This is a genomic window from symbiont of Argiope bruennichi (genome assembly GCF_051094275.1).
Taxonomy (GTDB): Bacteria; Bacillota_I; Bacilli_A; order Mycoplasmatales; family SG1.
In genome coordinates, this window is the sequence record NZ_CP070274.1 from 264,025 (window position 1) to 285,755 (window position 21,731).

Here is a 21,731-nt window from a genome sequence, read left to right on the forward strand (position 1 = left end):
TTATGGAACATTTATATCAATTAGTTAAATTATACGGAGAAGCTTTTGGTCCTTCAGGATATGAAAAATTTGTGATTCAATTATTTCACGAAAGACACAAAAAGTATCCTTTTGATTTTTCAAGAGATCATTTAGGTTCTTTAATTTTAAAATCTAAAGATTATGATTTATCGAAAAAAACCATTCTTTTTACTGCCCATAGCGATGAAATTGGTTTTATAATTTCAGAAATCACAAAAAACGGTCTTATAAAATTTGGTCCACTTGGTGGTTGATGAAGTCATGTCCTACCAGGCAAACAAGTAAAAATTTATGCAAGAAATGTTGATAAATTTTTTATTGGTATTATTGGCTCAAAACCAATTCATTTGTTATCAATTGAAGAAAGACAAAAACTACAACCATTAAAATCAATGTTTATTGATATTGGGTGCAAAACCAAAGAACAAGTGTTATCATTAGGGATTTCAATTGGCGATCCAATTACAAAACATTACCAATCTTTTTTAATGGAAAACAATCTTGTTTGTACAAAGTCAATTGATAATCGCGTTGGAGTTGCAATTTTAGAAGAAGTTATTAAAAATACTCATAACTTAACTTCTGATTTTAATTTTGTTTACTCTTTATCTGTTCAAGAAGAAGTGGGGTTAAGGGGTGCAAAAACAATGACAAATGCGATTAAACCAGACATTGCGATTGTGATTGATACTACTGCTACCGATGACACATCAGTTTTGAACTCAAACAACGACACCCAACTTGATAAAGGTGTGACAATTTCTATTATGGATAGTTATTTTATTGCAAATCCAAGACTTGTTCATTACTTTATAAATCTTGCAAAAAAACACAATATTCCCTACAATATTGATCCTTCAGTATCTGGAGGAACTGATGCTGGTTCAATTCACTTAAAAAATCAAGGGATATTTACTATTTCCTTACATATTCCATCTAGATATTTACACACCCACAACGAAGTTTGTAGTTTACATGATGTAAAATCAATGATTGATTTAATAACAAAATTTGCTCAAGAATTTAAAAATGCAGATTTTGAAGACTTAAAAAATATTTGAGTATAAAAAAAAAGCACCTTTTTGGGTGCTTTTTTAAATTTATTTTATTAAATTTTTTTTCTTGAAAATATTATGATACTTTGTCTTTATTTTCTATATCTTTATTTTCTATATCTTTATTTTCTATATCTTTATTTTCCAGCTCACTAATTTTTGATTGTAAACTTTTTACAATTTCATCGCCTTGTTCTCGCATTTCTTTTTTAGTTTTTTCGCTTTTTGCATTAATGTAGAATAGAAGACAAATAACTATAAGGATAATTCCTAAAAGATTAAAAAATGCTAAAACAATTCCAGATACCTTACCTTGTTTTGATCACCTAACAGCATAAATACCAGAAAAAATTGATCAAATAATAAGAATAAGTAAAAATACAACAATAAAAATTGTCACTCCTGAAGAGAAACTATCTGAATTCATAAAATATTGTCCTTTCTAAAAACACTATATAATTATAACCAAAATATAATTTTAACCAAAACCAAAACACTTTATAATTTTAAAAATTTTTAAAATTAAGACAAAATTTAAAATTAAAATCATTAACAATAAAAAATTATTCCTTGGCAGGTATTTTTAAAGTTGTTTTTATGTATGATATTTTGATTTATTTTTTTGGTATTTTGAATTAGACCTATAAACTATGATATTTAAAAAAGACCAGGGTAAGAATTTAATTAGATGATCACTCAGATAATTTTTTAACTCTCAAACACCTTAATGATTAGATTCCTAATTTTGATAATAACTAATTTTTATGAAACATTTTAAGATAAATTTTTTATAATTTAAAATATTTAAAAAATGAAAAAAAATTTATTTTATTATTACAACTTAGAAAATATTAGAAAAGCAATCTTTTTTTTGGCTTTACCGGCAATTTTTTCATTGTTTTTACTAATGTCATATAACTTTTTTAACTCTTATTTTATTGTTCATAATGTAAGTAAAAAAAAGGCAGTTTTTGTAGAAAGTGGTCTTAATTTTTCCAATCTTGTATACGTTATTATGCTTGGTTTTTCAATGCTGATTGGAGTTGGTGTTACAACCACTTTAAGTCGATATTTTGCTAAAAGTGATAAAAATCTTCCATCAAATTATATTTCAAGCATTGTTTACTTTATTTTTTTCTATACAATAATTATTACTTTAATTTTATATTTTCTTGTTCCGCAACTGGCAAAAATTCAAAACATTAATGCAATTAGTGGCAGAGAAAATGTTACAGAAAATGTTTCTACATATTTTTCTAGAACGCAAATTTTTGGACTTTTTTTCTTTAATTTTTCAATTATTTTAAATTTTGTGATTCGAAGTGAAAATAAAATTTTACAACCAATTGCTTTATCAATTATTATTTGTGCCATTAATGTTTTTCTATTATGAGTATTTTTACCATTAGTAAAAGATAAAAATTTTTTTAATATTTACTCACCAGATCCAGAAAATCAAAAAATTTATTTATGTGTTATTTGAGCTGCGATTTGCAATATAATTTCTTGAATTTGTGGTGTTTTACTGTATGTTACGACCATTTATTACAATCGAATCAAAAAATTTTCTTATTTAAATTTTTTCAATAAAGTTCCTCTTAAAGATTTTTTTTACTTTCAAAAAATTACCATGCAATATGGACTTACTTCTTTTGGAAGAAATATGGGTAATGCAGCAATTATTTTTTTAACTAATTTTTGTTTAAGAAAATGGGGGACAGTGCCTTATGGTTCAATTGTCGATCTTCAAGGCCATAAAAGCGATCTTATTTTGCCTTCTACCTACTGGCAAAGCGTTTACGCTGTGATTTCAGTTTTAATTGTTGTTACTTCGACACCAATTTTTGGTACGATGCAGGCGACTAGAAATTATATTTTATACAATTGAACCAAAAAAAAACATCAAGTTTGTAAAAGCGCCATTAATAAAGCAACCATTTTTATCTTTTCATATTACTTGTTAATTTTTCTTTTTTTTGCTGCATTTGGATTTAAAATAGGATTGCTTTGACACTTACAAAATGGAAATATTCAGACAACACAAGGACATCAAGTAAAATTTCCTTTTATTCAAACACACTTTTATCACGCTCTATTAATTACTTTTTCTTGTACATTTTTGTATACTTTTACCTTAATATCAATGCCTTTTTACTTAACGATTAAAAAAATTTATTTATCAATTTTTGTTGGTTGATTTAGATCAGTTCTTTTAGAACTTCCCTTAATTATTTTGATTTCATTAATTTCTTGACACTATCAAAATATTTGGATTATTTGAAGTTCTTACCCATTGATGGACATAATTGCAGCCCTTTTAATCATCCCTTTATATATTTACAATTATCGAAAGTATTTATTAAAGGTTTAATTTCTTGGCAAAAAAATCATAAAAGTTATTAAAATAAAATATTAAAATTAAAAATGGCCAACAATCTTTTAAAAGAACTAAAAATATTTGCCCTAGAACAAAAAATTTTGCAAGATATTTTAGATTTTTTTTCAGAATTTGAAAAAAAAATTAAAAAAATTGACAATTTAACTTTTTTAATGGAATTTGAAAGAAATTTTTTTTCTTTTTTAAAAAAAATTAATTTAGATAATAAAAAAGTTACCGCTTTTTTAAAAAAATATTTTTTTTCCTTAATTTCTGAAAAAAAATTAGCAATTTCAAAAAAAAATCTTTTAGACTTAGATCTTTTAATTAAAAATAAGATTAAAGATCCTTATTTTTTTAATTTATTCAAAAATCGAGGAATGTTGCATATTTTTACCACAGAATTAGAACATATTTTTCATTTTTTTCATCAGTTCAACTTTGAATTTTTACAAGGATATGAAATTGATGATAAAAAATATAATTTTACCTACTTAAATGTCCCAGATTATCATCCTTCAACCCTATCAAACGACACTTTTTACTTAAACAACCAGTATCTTTTAAGAAGTCATTGCACCAATTTGTCTTTTAGAGCTTTAAAAGAAAAAAAAAACAAAAAAGCAGAGCATAAAATTTTTTCATTCGGAAAAGTTTATCGAAATGATAAAAATGATTTAACCCATTCCCATCAATTTTTTCAAATCGATGTTTGTTGGGGTGCAAAAGACATTAGTGTTGGGACTTTAAAATGATTTTTAACAAAATTTTTAAAATATTATTTTGAAAATGAAAATTTAGAAATTAAATTTCGCTCATCATATTTTCCTTTTACAGAACCAAGTTTTGAAGTTGATCTTTTATGTTTTAATTGCCAAGGAAAGGGTTGCAATGTTTGCAATAATTCTGGTTATATCGAACTTTTAGGTTCAGGTATTTTTGCAGATAACGTCTTAAAATATGCTAAATTTAACCCTAAAAACTATTATATTTTAGCATTCGGGATCGGGCTCGAAAGACTTATTATGGTAAAATATGGTATTAAAAATATTCATCAATTTTATTATGACTATCAAAAAAGAATTCATTAAAAATGAAAGTATCAAGAAATATTTTAGCAAAATTTTGCCCAGAAATTAGAAACATTTCAAAAGAGAAGTTAATCGACTGTCTTTTAAATTTGGGTTATGAAGTTGAAAGTGCTTTTGATTTTTTAGCATTAAATCAAAAACTTTACACAGGAAAAATTTTAAAAATTTCAAAACTTAAAGGGTATGACAAATTAAATTTACTAGAAGTAGATCTTTCTTTTAAAAAAATTAACATTGTAACCTCATATCAAAAATTAAAGATTGAAGATATCGTTGTCTGTGTCTTGGGTTCTGGACAAACCAACAACAAAATTATTAAAAATCAGCAGTTCAAGGAAGTTTTATCTGAAGGAATGCTATGTTCCTTTAAAGAAATTGGCTTAGAAAATTTTTTATCAGATGTCATTGTTCTTTCAAATTATTTTTCTTCAAACACAATTAAAATTGGTGATAGTAATCCGTTAAAATATTTAGAGTTAGATGATATTATTTTTGATTTACAATTTCCTTCAATTTGCAATTATAATAAAGGAATTTATTTTATTGCTTTAGAAATTGCCGCATTTTTTGATTTAGAATTTAATTTTTTTAAAACAAGAAACTACTTTGTACACCAAAATAAACAAGTTCCAGACCTTAAAATTACTTGCAAAACTGAATATTTAAAATATTTTAATTTAGTGCAATTTTCTTTGAAAAAAGTTAAAAATGATGACATTTTTTTAACTTTAAATTTAGTAAAAAGTGACTTTGAAGTAAGCAACTTTTTAAATAATTTAGCAAAATATACGATGCTTATCACAGGAATTTCAACAAACATTTTTGCTTTATCTGAAATTAGTGATTTTTTAATCATTGATGAAATTAAGAAAGAAACTCCCTTAAAAATTTCAAATAAAGAAATAATCTTTAAAAATGTTCCAGCAATTTTTAGTAATCAAAAAATTATTTCTCTTGGAGGAATTTCAAAAGTTAATGAAAATGAAGCTCAATTTCTACAAAATAATACTTTTTACTTTGAAACTTCATTGTGGAATGATAAACTTTTTTGTAAAAATTTTTCTCAAAATAATTTCACAAATTTTGAGTTATTAATAAATTTAAAAGAAATTAGTCCCTTAAAACTACCTTTTGCTTTAAATTATTTTGTTTTTCTACTAGAACATTATTTTGACGATTTTTTAATTTTTAAGAAAAAAACCATTAATAAATTAACTTCAATTGCCCCAAATTCAATTAAAGTTAATATTAAAAAATTAGAATATTTTGTTTCTTTTAAAATTGATCTTAATTTACTTAAAAAAAAATTTGAAAAACTAGGTTATAAAATTCGTTTTGATAACCATAACATTTACGTACAACAACCTAGATACAGAACCGAAAAATTTTATTTTAATTCTTTTGCCAAAGATATCATTCGTTTTTTTCCCTTCAACAAAGTAAAAGAAGTAGCCAAAGTTTCTGTCAATAAAATTTCAAACGACTATGAATTTTTTTCAAAATTAAATATCAAATATTTTCTTTTAAATGAAAATTTTTTTGAAGATTTTTCTTATTCTTTGGTTTCTAAAAATTATTTAAATTTTCCTTCAATTTACAAATTTTTTGAAGTTAAAAACTTTAATTCATCATCTTTTCAGTATTATAGAAACAATATTTACAGTTCTTTATTCTATAAAAATTTACCTCAAATTAAGTCACAAAGTGAGTGTAAGCTCTTTGAAAATGGTTTTTTATTTAGTTCGCTTAAAAAATTTAGAGATATTTTTTCTTTTGTTGTCTCTAAATCAATTCAAGAAAATTTTGATTTTTTTTCATATTTCCAAAAAATTCTCGAAAAATTTTTTACAAATCAACATGTTTGTTTTTCTAAAATTAAATTTGTTTATGTGAATAAAAAAAATAATTTTTTAAATTTTTATTGAAAAATTTATTTTGAATCAAGATTAATTGGCTTGTTCGGTGTCTTTTCACAAATTTTTTTACAAAAAAATAATATTAAAAACAAAGAAATTTGATTTTTAGAGATAGATTATTTTTTTACCAACAAAAAACTTTTAAAAACTTATCAATTTAAAAATAATTTTCCAATATCTTCATTTGATATGACAAAATCACTTTTAAAAAGTGAAGATACTTTTGCTTTATTTTTACAAATTAAAGAAAAAATTAAAACTTATTTTTTAAAAGAAAATATTTATTTTATTCAATTAATTCCACTAGATGTCTTTGAAAAAAATGAATTTAAAAATTTTTCTTTTAAAATATTATTTCAACCAATTAAAGAAAATTTTTCTTCAAATAGGTTAAAAACAATTGAAAAAACGATTGAAAGTATTTTAAATGAAAGATAAAACAAAGCAAGTTATTATTTCAAATCTAACCAGAGATATGATTAATCAAAAAAGGTTAGAAGAGATTTATTTACACTCAACAATTTGAAAATCACTTTTAAGAATTATTGTTCCGACAGTTCTTTCAATGGCAGTTTTTTCTTTGTATTCAATAATTGATCAGATTATTGCCATCCAATATGGAAGTGGTAATCAAATTTTTATTCACGGCAGTTTAGATTCAAAAGACATTCGAACTGTGATTCAATTAGCCCAACCATTTTGAGGAATTCTTATTGGAATTGGGGTATTTATAACCACTGGTGTTGGTAATAAATTTGGAATGTTTCTTGGAGAAGCCAATTTTAAACGTGCCAAAGACACACTAAGCAATGGATATTTTTATAATTTTATTTTTTATTTTTTTCTTTTATTTTTTTGTTTTATTTTTTCAAAAAAAATTATTGAATTACAGTTTAGCAGCGCCAATGTTTCTTTAGACAAACACAATGAAATTGTCAATCTTTCTTATTACACGACCTTAATTTGAGCTTTTTTTGCCGTATTTTATTTTATTTCGAATATTGCAATTATTGGACTTCGAGTTGAAGGGTATCCAACTTTTGCTTTTCTTACGATCTTTTTTTCTTCAATTTTAAATGTTGCTCTTGACTTTCTTTTTACAATCGTATTTCACTGAGGGGTACTTGGTACTATTTTTGCTACTGGAATTGCTTGATTTTTTCAATTTATTGCCAGTTTTTTATTTTGTTTTTGAAAAAAAGTATATGTTATTTTCGAGGCACTAAAAATAAAAAAAGATGCTTTAACCAAAACAATTATTTTTGCTTGTTTTATTTTTGGTTTCCCATCACTTTTTAGAAATTTTGCCCAAGCCATCAACACATGATTTTTCAATCTTATTTTAGACTTTCAAAGTTCTAGATCTGATCCTAAATCGTTAGGTTATTGAGTCTCAATATTTGGAGCAATCACACCAATTATCAATCTTTTTGTCATTTCTGTTTTTGGTTTTTTGCAGTCAATGAATATTTTTATTCCCTATAATTATGCCCATAAAAAAAATGAAAGAATTATTAAATCAGTTTGAATATGTATTTTTTTTGTGGTTGTTTATTTATTATTTGTAGAAATTTTATGTTTTTTTATCGGTGATAATCTTTTAAGTTTATTTATTCCAAAAGACATTAATAATCCACACGAGTTAAGTGATGCAACTCATGCTCTTAGAAATTTATTTTTACTTTTTCCCTTGCTTGGTGTCTCTTTAGTAGTTTCTGGTTTTTATCAAAGTATTCAAAAAGTTTCAAAATCAGTTTTAATTATTTTTTTACGATTTGTTCTGATCTATTTTGTTGTTTTAACACTTTTATATTTATTAGGTAAAAAATATAATAATAATTACTTAGTTTTTTATGTAACACCAATAACTGACTTGCTTGTTACTTTTATCTCGGTGCCATTGTTAATGTTTGATTTTAAAAAATTAAAACAAGGAAAATATTAAAAATAAAAAAAAGATTTTTTTATTTTAATTTATAATATAAAAGTTATGGCAGTACCATTTAGAAGAACTAGTAAAACTAGAAAAAGACTTAGAAGATCTCATTTAGCCCTAAAAAAACAAACTTTTGTGGTTTGTTCTAATTGTGGTGCAATGCATTTACCCCATAAAGTTTGCAAAAGTTGCGGATTTTATAATGGTAAAAAATTAATTTAAAAAACATAAAATATTTTTTTTATTTTAATAAAAATCTTTAAAAAAACTAGAATTTTTTTTTAAAGATTTTTTTTTATGTATAATAAATTGTTTAGTGGAGGAAAGTGGAGTAAAAAAATTTAAAAATGTTTCAAAAGTATTGTTACAAGATTGATAAAAAAAATCGCATATCACTACCAAAAAAACTTCAAGAATACTTCAATGAAAAAGTTTTTTTTAACCGTGGTTTTGACAATGATAACTTTATTTTAAGAAATAAAGATCAAATGGAAACATTCGAAAATTGATTAAATAACCTACAAGACACTAAACAAGCGAATAGAATTATCAAAAGACATTTTGCAATTAATAACTTTTTACAAGAAATTGACAAAAATAATCGTTTAACGATTCCAAAATTTATTTGTGAAGAATTAAAAATTGACAAAGAAGTTGTTTTTTTATTTGTTGGAAAACACATTGAACTTTGAAATCCTTTAGTCCTTGAAAAACAAACAAATAATTCTCAAATTAACATTAAAGAATTACTAGAAAACATTGACTAATGTGTACGATGAATTAGAACATAAACCCATCTTAACAGAAGAAATTGTCAAAAATTTAATCACTGATCCTGATGGAATTTATGTTGACATGACACTAGGTGATTGCGGACATTTTTTAGAAATCAAAAAAAATCTTTCAAACAAAGCAATCCTTATTGGATTTGACGTTGATTTACACGCTTTTAATAAAGCACAAAAGAAGTTATCAAAATTAATTTCAAATTGTATCTTGATTAATAGCAATTTTAAATACTTAAAACAAGAATTAACAGATTACAAAATCTTTGAAATTACTGGTTTATTATATGATCTAGGGCTATCATCAATGCAAATTGATGCAAAAGCTAGAGGCTTTAGTTTTCAAAACGAAAACGAAAAGCTTGACATGCGTTTTGATTTAAGCCTTAAAAAAGATGCTAGTTATTACTTAAATAACTTAACATTTACTGAGTGAAAAAACATTTTTAAAAGATGTGATTTAAAATTGTTTGCTTCGAAACTTGCGAATAACATTATTAAAAAACAACCATTTATTACTACAGCAAAAGATTTGAATAAAATCATTGAACTTTCAATTCCAAAATATTTACAAAAACAAAAAAAATATTTTCAATTAGTGTATTTATGTGTTCGAATCTTGGTAAATAATGAGTTAGAAAATTTTTCTGCATCTTTAAATTCTGGATTAACATTGTTGAAGGTTTTTGGCAAATGTTGTATTTTAACCTTTAACTCTTTAGAAGAAAAAGTTATTTTTAATACTTTAAAAAAATTAAACAAAGATTTTTTTTTACAAAAAAACTTAAAAAAATTTATTTTTCAGGACAAAGAGTTAATTTTTTTTCATTTAAGCAAACCAATACAACCAAAACCTGAAGAAATAGCACAAAACAGCCGGGCTAGATCAGCAAAACTTTGAGTTATTACAAAAAAAATAGAAAGGATCTAAACATTTGTACGAATCAATTTATGCAGTAGTAGAATTTGGAAATTTTTCTACGAAATTTTTGGTAGCTAGAAAACAGGATTCTAGAATTGATTGTCTTTATAAAACAATTGAAAAAAATGTTTTTTTAAAGGACAACAAAATTGTAAATCCATTATCAGTTGGAAACTATTTAACTAAAAAACAAAAAGAGGTGAAAAAACTCTTAAAAATTGATTTAACAAAAATAGTTTTTGTTTACCCAGTTAAAGATGACTTATTGATAAAAGAAGTAAATGAAACGATTTTTATCAATGATAAATTAAATTATTATTATATCAATTTGATTTTGCAAAAATACAACAATAAAATTGAAAATGGTAAAATTTGTCTTTACATGAAAACAAAAAACTATTTAGTTGATAAGTTATTTAGTTACAAAATTGCTCCAATTGGAAAGATAGTTGGTGAATTAACAATAAAATTAAAATTGTTTTTTGTAGACGTTGATTTTTATAGCAAAATTCAAGAAGCATTGACCGTTACAAACTTAAAATTATTAAATTTTTGTTTGTCTTTTGTGTCTTTATCAAATGAAATTTGTTATAGCAATCAAAAAACTTTAGTAATTGATACATCTTTTGACTTTACAAATATGTATTTGTATAACAACAAAGATTTAGTTGATTATTGCACAATTGAAGAAAAAGCTTCAAACATTAACAAAGATTTAAAATATTTTTTAAATCTAGATGACAACTCAATTGAAAATTTAAAATTAAAGTATGGAAATTTAAATTTTAATTCAAATGAGAGTGAATCTTTTGATTTATTCTTAAAACCAACCGTAATAAATTTTCAAGGTAAAGAATTAATGACTGTTGAAGAATTAAATAAAATAATTTTGGCAAGATATGAAGAAATGTTTACCAATATTTTTTCAAAATATCAAATTTACTTTCAAGAACATGAGGTAAAAAATATTATTTTAGTTGGTGGAATTACAAAAATTTTAAATTTTAATACTTTTATTAAGAATACTTTTGAGAATGATGAAGTTGCTATTTCTGTGTATAAATCACCTTACATTGGAATAAATGACAATCTTTATTGTAAATTAATTGGGGCATTGAACTATTCAGATAAATTAAACAAAGTTAAAAAAACTTCTGATTATTCAATTAAAAAATTTACCTTATCAAGAATCTTTGATATGGCTAAATGAAAAAAAATTTTAAAACGAACATAGGAAAATAAATGGAAAAAGAAACACTTGTTCAATTTGATGAATTTGATAAAAACGCTGTAATCAAAGTATTTGGTGTTGGCGGTGCAGGGAATAATGCTGTTAATCGCATGATTGATGAGGGGGTTCAGGGTGTTGAATTCTGAGTTGTAAATACTGATTCTCAAGTTATTGCTGCCTCTAAATCAAAAAATCGTATTGTTCTAGGAAAAGAAATCACTAAAGGTCTTGGTGCTGGTGCAGATCCAGAAAAAGGGAAACAAGCCTGTCTTGAAAGTGAAGATGAAATTAAAAGAGCCATTCAAGGCACTGACATGGTGTTTGTAGCCGCTGGAATGGGTGGAGGCACTGGTACAGGTGCAGCACCTGTTATTGCAAAAATTGCCAAAGACTCTGGGGCACTTACAATTGGAATTGTCACAAAACCATTTCGCTTTGAAGGTAAATTAAGAGCTCAAAATGCAACATATGGCCTTGATGAGTTAAAACAATATGTTGATTCTTTGATTGTAATTTCAAATGATAAATTGCTAGAAGAAATTGGTGGAACTCCCTTAAAAGAAGCCTTTCAAGAAGCAGACAAAATTTTAAGACAAGGGGTGCAAACAATTACCGATTTAATTGCTGTTCCTTCATTAATTAACCTAGATTTTGCAGATGTTAAAGCAACAATGGAAAAAAAAGGTTATGCATTAATTGGAATTGGGATGGCAAAAGGGGAAAACAAAGCTGAAGATGCAGCTGGAAAAGCAATTTCTTCACCCCTTTTAGAGGCTTCTATAAATGGGGCAAAAGATGCGATTGTTAATGTTACTGGTGGACAAACAATGACCTTGTATGATGCAAATGACGCTGTTGATTTAATCAGACAAGCAGCAGGAAATGATGTAAATATTATTTTTGGGGTTGCTGTTAATGAAAACCTAGAAGATGAAATGATTGTTACTGTTATTGCAACAGGATTTGAAGAATCAGAAATAAAAACTAATTTCTTTTCAAACAATAAAATTTTAAAAAACCGAGAAAAAGTTCAAGAAAATTTTAAAAATAAATTTTTAAAAACTTCTGATTGAAATAAATATCAAACAAGAAAAATTTTTAACGAACAAAACACGCTTGAAAAAAGATATAATACAAATTTTGAAAAAAAATTTAATACTTCTGAAGACTTAAAAGAAATTCCTTCATTTTTGAAAAAAAAATAAAAAAAGAAAGGCACTAAATGATTTCATTTATTAAAAGAAGATACTTACAATTATTATCTGATGAAAATACCCAAGAATTTGATATGAAAGATTTATGAGGTAAATCATCATTCTTTCGTAACAAAAACCACAATATTGCGACTTTTATTCCAAAAAAATATGGCGATGTAATTCAAATTACAGAACACATAAAAACAAATAAAACCGCAATTATTAATCTTTCAATAATTAACAATGAAGATTACACAAGAATTATTGATTTTTTGAGTGGTGTTAGTTATGTAATTTCAGGACACATTCAAAAAATTGGTGAAAAACTTTTTCTATTGGCACCAAAAAATGTAGATATTGATGAATATCTTTCAAAAACAGTTGCAAACTAAAGAATAAATAAAATTTTTAAAAAATTATTTCTTAAAACCCTAGAATTTTTTCTAGGGTTTTTTTTATATTTTTTTTGAGATTTATTTTTTATTTTTTAATATTTATTTCGAAAAATTTTATAATAATGTTAATAAATTATTAATTTTGTTAAAATAAAACAATGAAAAATAGCCTAAATAACACCTTATTTTTACCAAAATCAACTTTTGATAGCAAATATAAAATTAAAAAAGAAACTGAAATTTTAAAATTTTGAGAAGATATTAAATTACATCAAAGTTTTGAAGAAAATAAAGACCAAAAACAACAATTTTTTTTATTAGATGGTCCTCCATATGCTAATGGAAAAATTCATTTAGGACACTTCTTAAATAAAGCCTTAAAAGACATTATTCTTCGTTTTTTTCGCTTAAAAGGATATTACGCTCCTTTTTTTTGTGGTTGAGACACTCATGGGCTTCCAATCGAAGTTGAAGTTCAAAAAAAATTAAAAATTATCAATTTTTCGAAAGAAAATTACCAACTTTTTTTTGATAATTGCATTGATTATGTAAAAGAACAAATTCAGTTACAGAAAAAAGACTTTCAAAGAATTGCTATTTCATCTTCATTTCAACATAATTATTTTACTTTTGACAAAAATTATATTACTTATCAACTAGAAATTTTTTTAAAACTTTTTCAAAAAAATTTTTTAAAAAGAGATTTATTGCCAGTATTTTGATGTTGTAAGCAAAAAACTGCCCTAGCTGATGCAGAAGTTGAATATAAAATTAAAAAATCTGATTCTTTATACTTTAAATTAGAAATTTTTAATTGAAAAGTTCATTTTGATCGAAAATGTTATTTTTTAGTCTGAACAACAACGCCATGAACTTTAATTGCTAATCGTCTGTTAGCAATTAATGAGAAAATTACTTATTCACTCTTTAAAGTTAAAGACTACTATATAATTTGCCAAAAAAATTTTCTTTTTGCAAAAATTGAAACTTTTGAACGCTATGTAAAAGATATTTCGGTAGAAAAACTTCAAAAGTTACTATATATTCATCCTTTTTTTGAGAAAAGTCAAGAAGTTGTTTTATCAGATCATGTTTTAGAAGATGAAGGTACGGGCGTTGTCCATATCGCACCTTCTCACGGGCTTGATGACTATTATCTTGCCAAAAAACACTTAATTAAAGATTATCATAGCGCCATTTCAAATGACGGAACGATGATAAATTTTGAAAACAATAAATTTAACTTAGACTTAAAAAATATTTTTTATTTAAAAGCTAATAAACTTATTATTGATACTTTAAAAGAGCAAGGTTATTGTGAATTTTACACAGAAATTTTACACGAATATCCCTACAATTGAAGAGATAATTCCCCCTTAGTTTACAAAGAAACTTATCAGTGATTTATTGATTTTGATGCTTTAAAATTAGAAATGCTTCCAGAATTAGAAAAACTTGATTTACGCCTTAAAAACATGGTTTTTAATCGAAAAAATTGATGTATTTCTAGACAAAGAGTTTGAGGGGTTTTTTTACCAATTTTTTATCTAAATGAAAAACCTCTATTAGATGAAACAATTATTAATTTTTTAATTAATTGACAAAAAAATCACTCAGTGTATGAATGACATTTAAGAGATGCTAAAGAAATTTTAAAAGAAAATGATATTTTATATCAAATTTACAAAGATCAAAATATTACCAAGAAAAATGAAATTTTTGATGTTTGATTTGATTCTGGATGTGCATTTTATTATTTTTGTCAAAAATATCAACTTAAGGCCATTGATTTAGTTGTTGAAGGGCAAGATCAGTTTCGAGGCTGATTTAACAGTAGTTTTATTATTTGTTTTTTGCTTGCAAAAAAACCCTTTGCAAATAAGATTTTATCTCATGGTTTTATTGTTGATGATAAGAAAGAAAAATTATCAAAATCTAAAGGTAATTTTTTAAGTTTGGATTTATTAATTGAAAAATATGGTGTTGATACTTTAAGGCTTGCCATAGCCCTTTCAAATGTTCAAAAAAATATTAATATTTCTGATTCATTATTACAAAATGTTCAAAATAACTTAAAAAAAATTCGTAATTGATTGAAATTTATTCATGGAAATTTAAGTGATTTTTCGAAAGAAAACTTAACTATTTTGTTAGAACCGGAAGATTATTTTGTTTTAAAATATTTAGATGTCAATATTTTGAATTTAAATGTCGAAGAAAAGTTTAGTTTTGAATTACTTTTCTCAAACATTTTTTATTTTTTTACCAATATTTTGAGTTCATTTTATTTTGATTTTTCCAAAGATGTTTTATATTGTGAAAAAAAAACGAGCAGAAGAAGAATTCAAATTCAATCAACCTTATATCTTCTTTTAGAAAAAATTTTACAAATTTTATCACCAGTTTTAGTGTTTACAGCCGAAGAAATGTGACAACTATTTAAAAATGATAACACTTCTGTATTTCAATCAAAATTTGAAAATAACTTAAAAGATATTTACCAAGATTTTGTTGATTTTTCTTTTTGAGACGAGTTTTTTCTTTTAAGAGACAATATTTTGAAAGAATATGAAAATGCCAAACAAAATAAATTGTGCACGAGAATTCAGCAAGCAGATCTATATATTAAGTTAAAAGACAATAAGTACTTAACCCTTTTAAAAGATCAAAATAAATTAAAAAAGTGATTGTTATTTTCTGATGTTTATTTTACAGAAGACACAAAAAATTTAGTTGAGTACCAAAATTGTTATTTATCAATTAAAATCAATAAAGAAAAACTTAAATGTAACCGATGTTGAAACTATTTTTTCAAAGAAGATCTTACAGAAGAAGGAATATGTCATAAATGCATTCAAAATTTAGCTTAAAAAATTTAATTAAACTTAATAAAAGGTCACTTTTTTCAAATTTTTACCAAAAATATTTAATTTTTTCAAAAAAAGAAATTATCTTTAAACTTATCTTTTTTATTATTTTTGCCATTCCTTTTATTATCGACAAAGTATTGAAATCTCTAATTTATAATAATTTAAAAGAGGGAGACTTTAAAAATATAATCTCAAAACTCTTTTCTTTTAATTACAAAAAAAATTCTGGAATTGCTGGGGGTTTTCTTAGCAACAACAATTTATTAGAATTAATTATTGGTATTACATTTGTAATTCTTGTAATGCTTTTTTTAATTTTTTTAACATCTAAAAATACTACAATATCAATTGGATGTTTGTTGGTTTTTGTTGGGGGATTAGATAATTTATCTGACAGACTAAGTTATAAATGTGTGGTTGATTATATTGTTTTAGTAAATAGTAATTTTTCTTGTAATATTGGGGATGGATTAATCTTTGGTGGTATTTTTGCCCTTCTTGGTTGATCTTTTTGTTATTTTTTTGTTCCAGAAGTAAAAAAAATTAATGTTGAACCAACAAAAATTTTATAATTTTCTAAAAAAACACCAAAACAATTATTTTATTTTTTTTTCTTTAAACATTCCTGTAAATAAAGAAGATTTTTTCAATTTTTTTTCAAAAATTTTAAACTTAGATCTTAAATATTTAAAAAAACTTTTATTATTAAAAAAAGTTTTTTTAAACTTTAAAGTTATTAAAAATTTTCAAAATTTAAAGAAAAAAGACCATCTTTTATTTGTTTTTGAATCGCTAGAAGAACGAATTTTTATCAAAGAACAATATCAAAAAATTTTTTTTGTAGAAAAAAATAGCGAATATTTTTTATTATTTAAACCATCAGGAATAACTTGTCAAAAATCATATCATCATTTTGAATACACAATTGTTGATTTTTTAAAAGAAAAAATTAAAAATATTTTTTATCTTGATGATTTTTTTTATGGAATTTTACATCGTCTAGACAAAGTTACTTCTGGATTAATACTTGGAAATATTACAAAAGAGGCCTATTTTTACTTTAAAAATTTATTTAAAGAACAAAAAATTGAAAAAAAATATTTAGCCTTAATCCATGGGGTTTTATCACCAAAAAATTTAAAAGTTAATTTACCATTAGAAGCACAAAAATCAAACTATTTAGTAAAAAAAGTTTCTCCAACAGGGCAAAACGCCCTAACTTTTTTGAAAACCTTAAAGGTTTTTCAAAATAATAAATATTCGTTAATTGAAGCAAAAATAATTACTGGGAAAACCCATCAAATAAGAGCGCACCTATCTTACTTAAAACATCCAATTTTATACGACTTCAAATATCAAAGTTCTTTGAAAAATTTATACATTTTGCTTCACGCATATTATTTAAAGTTTTATTGTTTTAAAGAAAAAAAAGAAAAAATATTTTTTTTAGAAATGCCAAAATATTTTTATCAAAAAATAAAGGAGGTTAGTTAATGAAAATTGAGTTTTCTGACTATTTTATGTTAATTGCTTGAATATGCTCCTTAAAAAGTAAAGATGAATCAACAAAAGTTGGTGCATGTATTATATCCAAAGACAATATTTTATTAGCAACTGGATACAACGGCTTATGTTATGGATGAGATGATAAAGATTTTAATTGAAAAGAAGTTGATAAAAATAATTATAAATATCCCTTTGTGGTACACGCAGAACAAAATTGCATTGCAAATTTAAATTCTTTTCAAAAACCATATGCAATTTATGTTACCCATTTCCCTTGCAATGAATGCGCAAAACTTATTATTCAAAAAAAAATTGAAAAAGTATTTTATTTGGAAAATAAATATGAAAATGATTCAATATATCTTTGAAGTAAAAAACTATTTTTCAAAGCAAATATTGAAACAATTAAACTTTCAAAAAAAAAATTAAAAGATATTATTAAAAATAATTTAATTATTTAATTTAAAAAATTAAAAATTATTTTATAATTTCTTACTTTGATTTTTTTATTTATGGAGCGTTAGTTGAGTTGGTTAAAACATCTGTCTTACAAACAGAAGGCCGTAGGTTCGAGTCCTTCACGCTCCACCAGCCGGTATAGTTTAATGGCTAGAACACCTGTTTTGTAATCAGGGAATATGGGTTCGATTCCTATTACCGGCACCAGGAGGGGTAGCGAAGTGGCTAAACGCGCTTGACTGTAAATCAAGTCTCTTGGGTTCGTGGGTTCGAATCCCACTCCCTCCACCATTTTTTGGGATGTAGCCAAGAGGTAAGGCAACAGGCCTTGGCCCTGTAATTCGTAGGTTCGAATCCTTCCATCCCAGCCATTATTTTTTTGCCCCCGTGGCCAAGTGGAAAGGCAACTGGCTTTTAATCAGTCATGCGAATGTTCGATTCATTCCGGGGGCACCATGCCTAAGTGGCGGAACGGTAGACGCGCAGGGCTTAAGCCCCTGTGAAATTAATAAATTTCGTGCAGGTTCAAGTCCTGTCTTAGGCACCATTGTGGGTGTAGTTTAGTGGCAAAACATTGGATTTCCACTCCAAAAATGAGGGTTCGATTCCCTTCACCCACTCCAAAAAGCCCAAGTGGCGGAATGGTAGACGCGCATGATTCAAAACCATGTGAATTTTCGTGCAGGTTCAAGTCCTGTCTTGGGCACCATTTTTTGCCCTTATTAAAACAAAGAAAGCGATCTGTTTATGGAAAAAAAGCTTTTAATAAGTGTTGAAAATCTTTCAAAAATTTATAAAAACAAACACGCTTTAAAAAATGTTAATTTAGAAATTTTTGAGGATGAAAAAATTGCAATTATTGGTAAGAATGGGGCAGGTAAAACAACTTTAGTTGAAATTTTATCTGGAATTAAACAACCAACATCTGGAAATATTAATCGCACTTTTGGAAATACAAAAGTTGCTATTGCCAAAAACATTGGAATTCAATTTCAGGGTAATGATTATCCAAAACAACTAAAAGTTTCAGATATTATTAATTTTTATCGGGTAATTTACAAAGGAAATACTTTTATTACCGAAAATTTAAATGATCTTATTAAAAAATTTGAAATTGATGAATTTTTTAAGCAAAAAATTTATAAATTGTCTGGCGGTCAAAGACAAAGATTAAATGTTTTGGTAGCGTTACTACACAACCCAAAATGTTTAATTTTAGATGAGTTAACGACGGGATTAGACATTGAGGCTTCAGAAAAAATAAAAATTTTCATTAAAGATTTAGTAAAAAATAATAAATGAACTTTAATTTTAATTTCTCATAATATTTTAGAATTAGAAGACATTTGTGAACGTTTTATTGTTGTTAAAGATGGGGAAATATTTTTGGATACTACCAAAGATAAATTAATTGAAGAATATGGATCAGTAAAAAACTACTGTGATATTTACTTTAATATTGATGAAATTAAAAAAGAAAGTAATAAATTAAACTAAAATGCTTTTTTGACTTCAAAAAAACCATGCTTTATTTGTGTTAATGCTTAAAAACTGGTTAAGAAATTTTCAAGGCCCGTTTTTTGCTTTGGTTTTTCCTTTAATTTCAGTCTGAATTATGGGATCAATTGTGGTATCTTACACTACTTCTAGTAGTGTGCCAGGGCAAGACAACCCACTTTCACATGTTTTTCTTTCAATTATTCCTTCATTTATTGCGTTAATTATTATTTCTGTCTGTATGTCTTCATTTACCAATCAGTTAATTGATTTTAAAACTTCAGTGATTATTAAAAGAATTGGTGTCTCACCAATTTCAAAAATTCACTTTTTTTTAGCCTCATATTGTTTTGCAATTTTTTTAAGTTTTATTTCAACCCTTTGAATTGTAAGTGTCATTGAAATTTTCTTTCATTCAGATATTTATTCTCAAGCAATTGTTGCCCAAGCCCACATGTTGCAAAATTTTAGTTCTTTTTTAATTTTTGCTTTAGGGTGACTTTTAGGAATTTTTGTGGCAACTTCAATTAGTTTTTGAGTTACTTCTATTTCAAATTCTCAAGGAAAAGCAATTGGAATTATTATGTTGTTTTTCTTTCCAACCATGTTTTTATCAGGGGCACAACTGCCACCAAGTTTAATTGATCATTCACCATCTTTAAAAATTGTTTCATATTTTATTCCTCAAAGATATGCAATTCAGGTTTTATATTCTGGATATTTTAGTAGTTCTTTTTTTGGCACTCCAAATGAAACAATTAAGGTAATTTATCAAAATTCACCAATTCATGCTTGACATGCCGCAATTATTGCACTTTCTTTTTCTTTATTACTTTCTACTTGAACTTTTTCAACTTGAAAATGGGAAAATTAATTTAAAATAACAATAATTTTGCAAGTGATATAAACACAAATCAAAAAACTTCAGGTTAAAAGTTTTTTGATAATAATAATAACTTCAAAAAAATCAAAAAAGACTATGATAAAGGACAACTTGTCCAATTATAGTCTTTTTTTTTACTGAAAATAGATCACAAAAATAATTAATTTGTCAAAGATTTAATTTAGTTTCTTCAATAAAAGAGGCAAGATCAAACAATTTAAAACTTCAGTGACAAGTATCAAAATCAATCAAAATAACTTTTTTTTTATTATTAATTAAAAAATTATTAATATGCAAATCACAATGCGATAAGACATTTTTTTTCTTTTTTAAAACACTTTTTCGAACTAAAAGAAATGTTTCTTTCATTTCTTGAATTCATTTTTGATCAAAAACAATATTTTCTAAAATAAAATCATCATTTCATTCATCAAAAAGCGATTCATTATCTTGTTTTTTTTTAATTGACTGATATTTTTTTATAATAGCGGCAATTTGTGTTAAAATATTTTTTTGTTCTTTTAAAGAAAGTTTGTGAAAATCAAAGTTATCAAAATCTTTTTGATTTAAAAGAGTAATGGTATTATTTTTAAAATTTATAAAAAAATCAATAATTTTTTGATTATTTAAAAACTGATATTGCAAAAAAATTTTTTCTTTTTTAGTTAAAAAATTAGCTTCGAAAAAATTAATTTTTTTATAAATAAAATTTTTGTCAAAAATTAATTTATTGAAAAAAGTATTTAATATTTTCAATGAGTTAATTAAACATTCAACATCTGGTTAATAGCAGAAAAAGAAGCATCATAATCTAAGTAACCAGCAGAAAAACCTATAATAACCCCTTGATCAAAGTAAATTATAATGGGAATTCCATAATCATAATTGTTGGTTTTTTTCAGACCATCATTTACAAATTTATAATATAAATCTTTGTCATTTTCGGCAACATAATCAACAATTTCACCAACAAAATTATATTGTGGTGGAAGCCCAAGAGTTCATTGATTTGGATGATCATTATCACCTGAAGTAATTGGTTGACCAATTTTGTGATCTTTTCCTAAATAAATATCAATATAATAAGCTTTATAGTTAATTTGTGGTTCCTTTTCTGGCAAAATTTCTTTCATTGCGTGAACGGCTTGATTTAAAGATCCATATCATTTTTCAGTATTTTTATCAAATCAAGATTGTAACTTAGTTTCATCATCTGAAGCATATTTATCTCAGTAATTTTTCATTGATTTGTAAGCATCAGGATCTAAGTCTAACATTGAATGACAAAAAGGACAATATGTTGCGCCCACAAAAAGAATCCCTGTATATTTGTCCTTTTCCATTTTTGATTTATCTTTTGTAACGATGCCATCGCTTAAATTAGTTTTAAATTTATTTCAGTCAGAAAGATTATCTAATCTATCATCAAAATAACAAGTTCCAACTGCACTAAACTTACTACATCCAACGAGAATCAATGGAATAGATGACAGAATAAAGAATTTGCTAATTTTATTTTTTAAAAATTTTTTTTTCATTATATTAATTTATAATAATTCTTATGTTTTTTATTATAAAATATAATTATAAA

General features: G+C 24.8%; 20 protein-coding genes and 8 tRNA genes. 25 read left to right on the forward strand and 3 right to left on the reverse strand.

Annotated elements, in window-relative coordinates; genetic code table 4:
* The first annotated feature begins 2 nt into the window (after positions 1 to 2).
* Positions 3 to 1,088, forward strand: a complete 1,086-nt coding sequence (locus tag JTY60_RS01355) for a M42 family metallopeptidase (protein WP_434414862.1) — start codon at positions 3 to 5, stop codon at positions 1,086 to 1,088.
* 64 nt (positions 1,089 to 1,152) lie between these two features.
* Here JTY60_RS01355 and JTY60_RS01360 read toward each other — a convergent pair whose 3' ends face one another.
* Positions 1,153 to 1,503, reverse strand: coding sequence for a hypothetical protein (locus tag JTY60_RS01360; protein ID WP_434414863.1), 351 nt, complete (start codon positions 1,501 to 1,503; stop codon positions 1,153 to 1,155).
* A 384-nt stretch (positions 1,504 to 1,887) separates the two neighbouring features.
* On the opposite strand from JTY60_RS01360, the gene JTY60_RS01365 reads away from it, so the two are divergent.
* The 24 genes from JTY60_RS01365 (at position 1,888) to JTY60_RS01480 (ending at position 20,131) form a co-directional block, all read left to right on the forward strand.
* Positions 1,888 to 3,447 carry an MATE family efflux transporter gene (locus JTY60_RS01365; RefSeq protein WP_434414864.1) on the forward strand — a complete coding sequence of 520 codons (1,560 nt, stop codon included), beginning with the start codon at positions 1,888 to 1,890 and terminating at the stop codon, positions 3,445 to 3,447.
* A 53-nt stretch (positions 3,448 to 3,500) separates the two neighbouring features.
* Positions 3,501 to 4,544 carry a hypothetical protein gene (locus JTY60_RS01370; RefSeq protein ID WP_434414865.1) on the forward strand — a complete coding sequence of 348 codons (1,044 nt, stop codon included), beginning with the start codon at positions 3,501 to 3,503 and terminating at the stop codon, positions 4,542 to 4,544.
* 2 nt (positions 4,545 to 4,546) lie between these two features.
* The gene (locus JTY60_RS01375; RefSeq protein ID WP_434414866.1) at positions 4,547 to 6,898 is read left to right on the forward strand and encodes a hypothetical protein; all 2,352 of its coding nucleotides are present in this window, start codon (positions 4,547 to 4,549) and stop codon (positions 6,896 to 6,898) included.
* Complete coding sequence (locus JTY60_RS01380; protein ID WP_434414867.1) at positions 6,888 to 8,405, forward strand: MATE family efflux transporter; 1,518 nt, start codon at positions 6,888 to 6,890, stop codon at positions 8,403 to 8,405. The genes JTY60_RS01375 and JTY60_RS01380 overlap by 11 nt, the downstream gene beginning before the upstream one ends.
* 45 nt (positions 8,406 to 8,450) lie before the next feature.
* Positions 8,451 to 8,618, forward strand: a complete 168-nt coding sequence (rpmF, locus tag JTY60_RS01385; RefSeq protein WP_434414868.1) for a 50S ribosomal protein L32 — start codon at positions 8,451 to 8,453, stop codon at positions 8,616 to 8,618.
* Between the two features lie 125 nt (positions 8,619 to 8,743).
* Complete coding sequence (locus tag JTY60_RS01390; protein WP_434414869.1) at positions 8,744 to 9,163, forward strand: hypothetical protein; 420 nt, start codon at positions 8,744 to 8,746, stop codon at positions 9,161 to 9,163.
* A gap of 1 nt (position 9,164) precedes the next feature.
* Positions 9,165 to 10,112 carry a 16S rRNA (cytosine(1402)-N(4))-methyltransferase RsmH gene (rsmH, locus tag JTY60_RS01395; RefSeq protein ID WP_434414870.1) on the forward strand — a complete coding sequence of 316 codons (948 nt, stop codon included), beginning with the start codon at positions 9,165 to 9,167 and terminating at the stop codon, positions 10,110 to 10,112.
* A gap of 4 nt (positions 10,113 to 10,116) precedes the next feature.
* Positions 10,117 to 11,337, forward strand: coding sequence for a hypothetical protein (locus JTY60_RS01400; RefSeq protein WP_434414871.1), 1,221 nt, complete (start codon positions 10,117 to 10,119; stop codon positions 11,335 to 11,337).
* Positions 11,338 to 11,345: 8 nt separating this feature from the next.
* A complete protein-coding gene (ftsZ, locus tag JTY60_RS01405; protein WP_434414872.1) occupies positions 11,346 to 12,539 on the forward strand; it encodes a cell division protein FtsZ in 1,194 nt (397 codons plus the stop codon).
* 17 nt (positions 12,540 to 12,556) lie between these two features.
* Positions 12,557 to 12,922: a cell division protein SepF gene (locus JTY60_RS01410; RefSeq protein ID WP_434414873.1), complete on the forward strand. Its 366-nt coding sequence runs from the start codon at positions 12,557 to 12,559 to the stop codon at positions 12,920 to 12,922.
* Between the two features lie 161 nt (positions 12,923 to 13,083).
* Positions 13,084 to 15,795, forward strand: a complete 2,712-nt coding sequence (gene ileS / locus JTY60_RS01415) for an isoleucine--tRNA ligase (protein WP_434414874.1) — start codon at positions 13,084 to 13,086, stop codon at positions 15,793 to 15,795.
* Positions 15,774 to 16,367, forward strand: coding sequence for a signal peptidase II (locus JTY60_RS01420; RefSeq protein ID WP_434414875.1), 594 nt, complete (start codon positions 15,774 to 15,776; stop codon positions 16,365 to 16,367). Before ileS ends, JTY60_RS01420 begins: the two co-directional genes overlap by 22 nt.
* A complete protein-coding gene (locus JTY60_RS01425) occupies positions 16,342 to 17,289 on the forward strand; it encodes an RluA family pseudouridine synthase (protein WP_434414876.1) in 948 nt (315 codons plus the stop codon). The genes JTY60_RS01420 and JTY60_RS01425 overlap by 26 nt, the downstream gene beginning before the upstream one ends.
* Positions 17,289 to 17,762: a deoxycytidylate deaminase gene (locus tag JTY60_RS01430; protein WP_434414877.1), complete on the forward strand. Its 474-nt coding sequence runs from the start codon at positions 17,289 to 17,291 to the stop codon at positions 17,760 to 17,762. The genes JTY60_RS01425 and JTY60_RS01430 overlap by 1 nt, the downstream gene beginning before the upstream one ends.
* A 53-nt stretch (positions 17,763 to 17,815) precedes the next feature.
* A tRNA-Val gene (locus JTY60_RS01435) sits at positions 17,816 to 17,892 on the forward strand.
* Positions 17,893 to 17,967: transfer RNA gene (locus JTY60_RS01440), tRNA-Thr, on the forward strand.
* Positions 17,968 to 18,051 (forward strand) — tRNA-Tyr (locus tag JTY60_RS01445).
* A 5-nt stretch (positions 18,052 to 18,056) separates the two neighbouring features.
* Positions 18,057 to 18,131 (forward strand) — tRNA-Gln (locus JTY60_RS01450).
* Positions 18,132 to 18,141: 10 nt separating this feature from the next.
* A tRNA-Lys gene (locus JTY60_RS01455) sits at positions 18,142 to 18,216 on the forward strand.
* 1 nt (position 18,217) lies between these two features.
* Positions 18,218 to 18,307, forward strand: a tRNA-Leu gene (locus tag JTY60_RS01460).
* Between the two features lie 2 nt (positions 18,308 to 18,309).
* A tRNA-Gly gene (locus JTY60_RS01465) sits at positions 18,310 to 18,383 on the forward strand.
* Between the two features lie 4 nt (positions 18,384 to 18,387).
* Positions 18,388 to 18,469, forward strand: a tRNA-Leu gene (locus JTY60_RS01470).
* A 38-nt stretch (positions 18,470 to 18,507) separates the two neighbouring features.
* Positions 18,508 to 19,257 carry an ABC transporter ATP-binding protein gene (locus JTY60_RS01475; protein WP_434414878.1) on the forward strand — a complete coding sequence of 250 codons (750 nt, stop codon included), beginning with the start codon at positions 18,508 to 18,510 and terminating at the stop codon, positions 19,255 to 19,257.
* 43 nt (positions 19,258 to 19,300) lie between these two features.
* Positions 19,301 to 20,131 (forward strand): ABC transporter permease, encoded by an 831-nt coding sequence (locus JTY60_RS01480; RefSeq protein WP_434414879.1) that lies wholly within the window; start codon positions 19,301 to 19,303, stop codon positions 20,129 to 20,131.
* On the opposite strand, the gene JTY60_RS01485 is transcribed toward JTY60_RS01480, so the two are convergent.
* Positions 20,087 to 20,896: a phosphotransferase gene (locus JTY60_RS01485; RefSeq protein WP_434414880.1), complete on the reverse strand. Its 810-nt coding sequence runs from the start codon at positions 20,894 to 20,896 to the stop codon at positions 20,087 to 20,089. The two genes, JTY60_RS01480 and JTY60_RS01485, sit on opposite strands and share 45 nt — an antisense overlap.
* A gap of 8 nt (positions 20,897 to 20,904) precedes the next feature.
* Entirely contained in the window at positions 20,905 to 21,678 is a 774-nt protein-coding gene (locus JTY60_RS01490; RefSeq protein ID WP_434414881.1) for a hypothetical protein, read from the reverse strand.
* Positions 21,679 to 21,731: the final 53 nt, after the last annotated feature.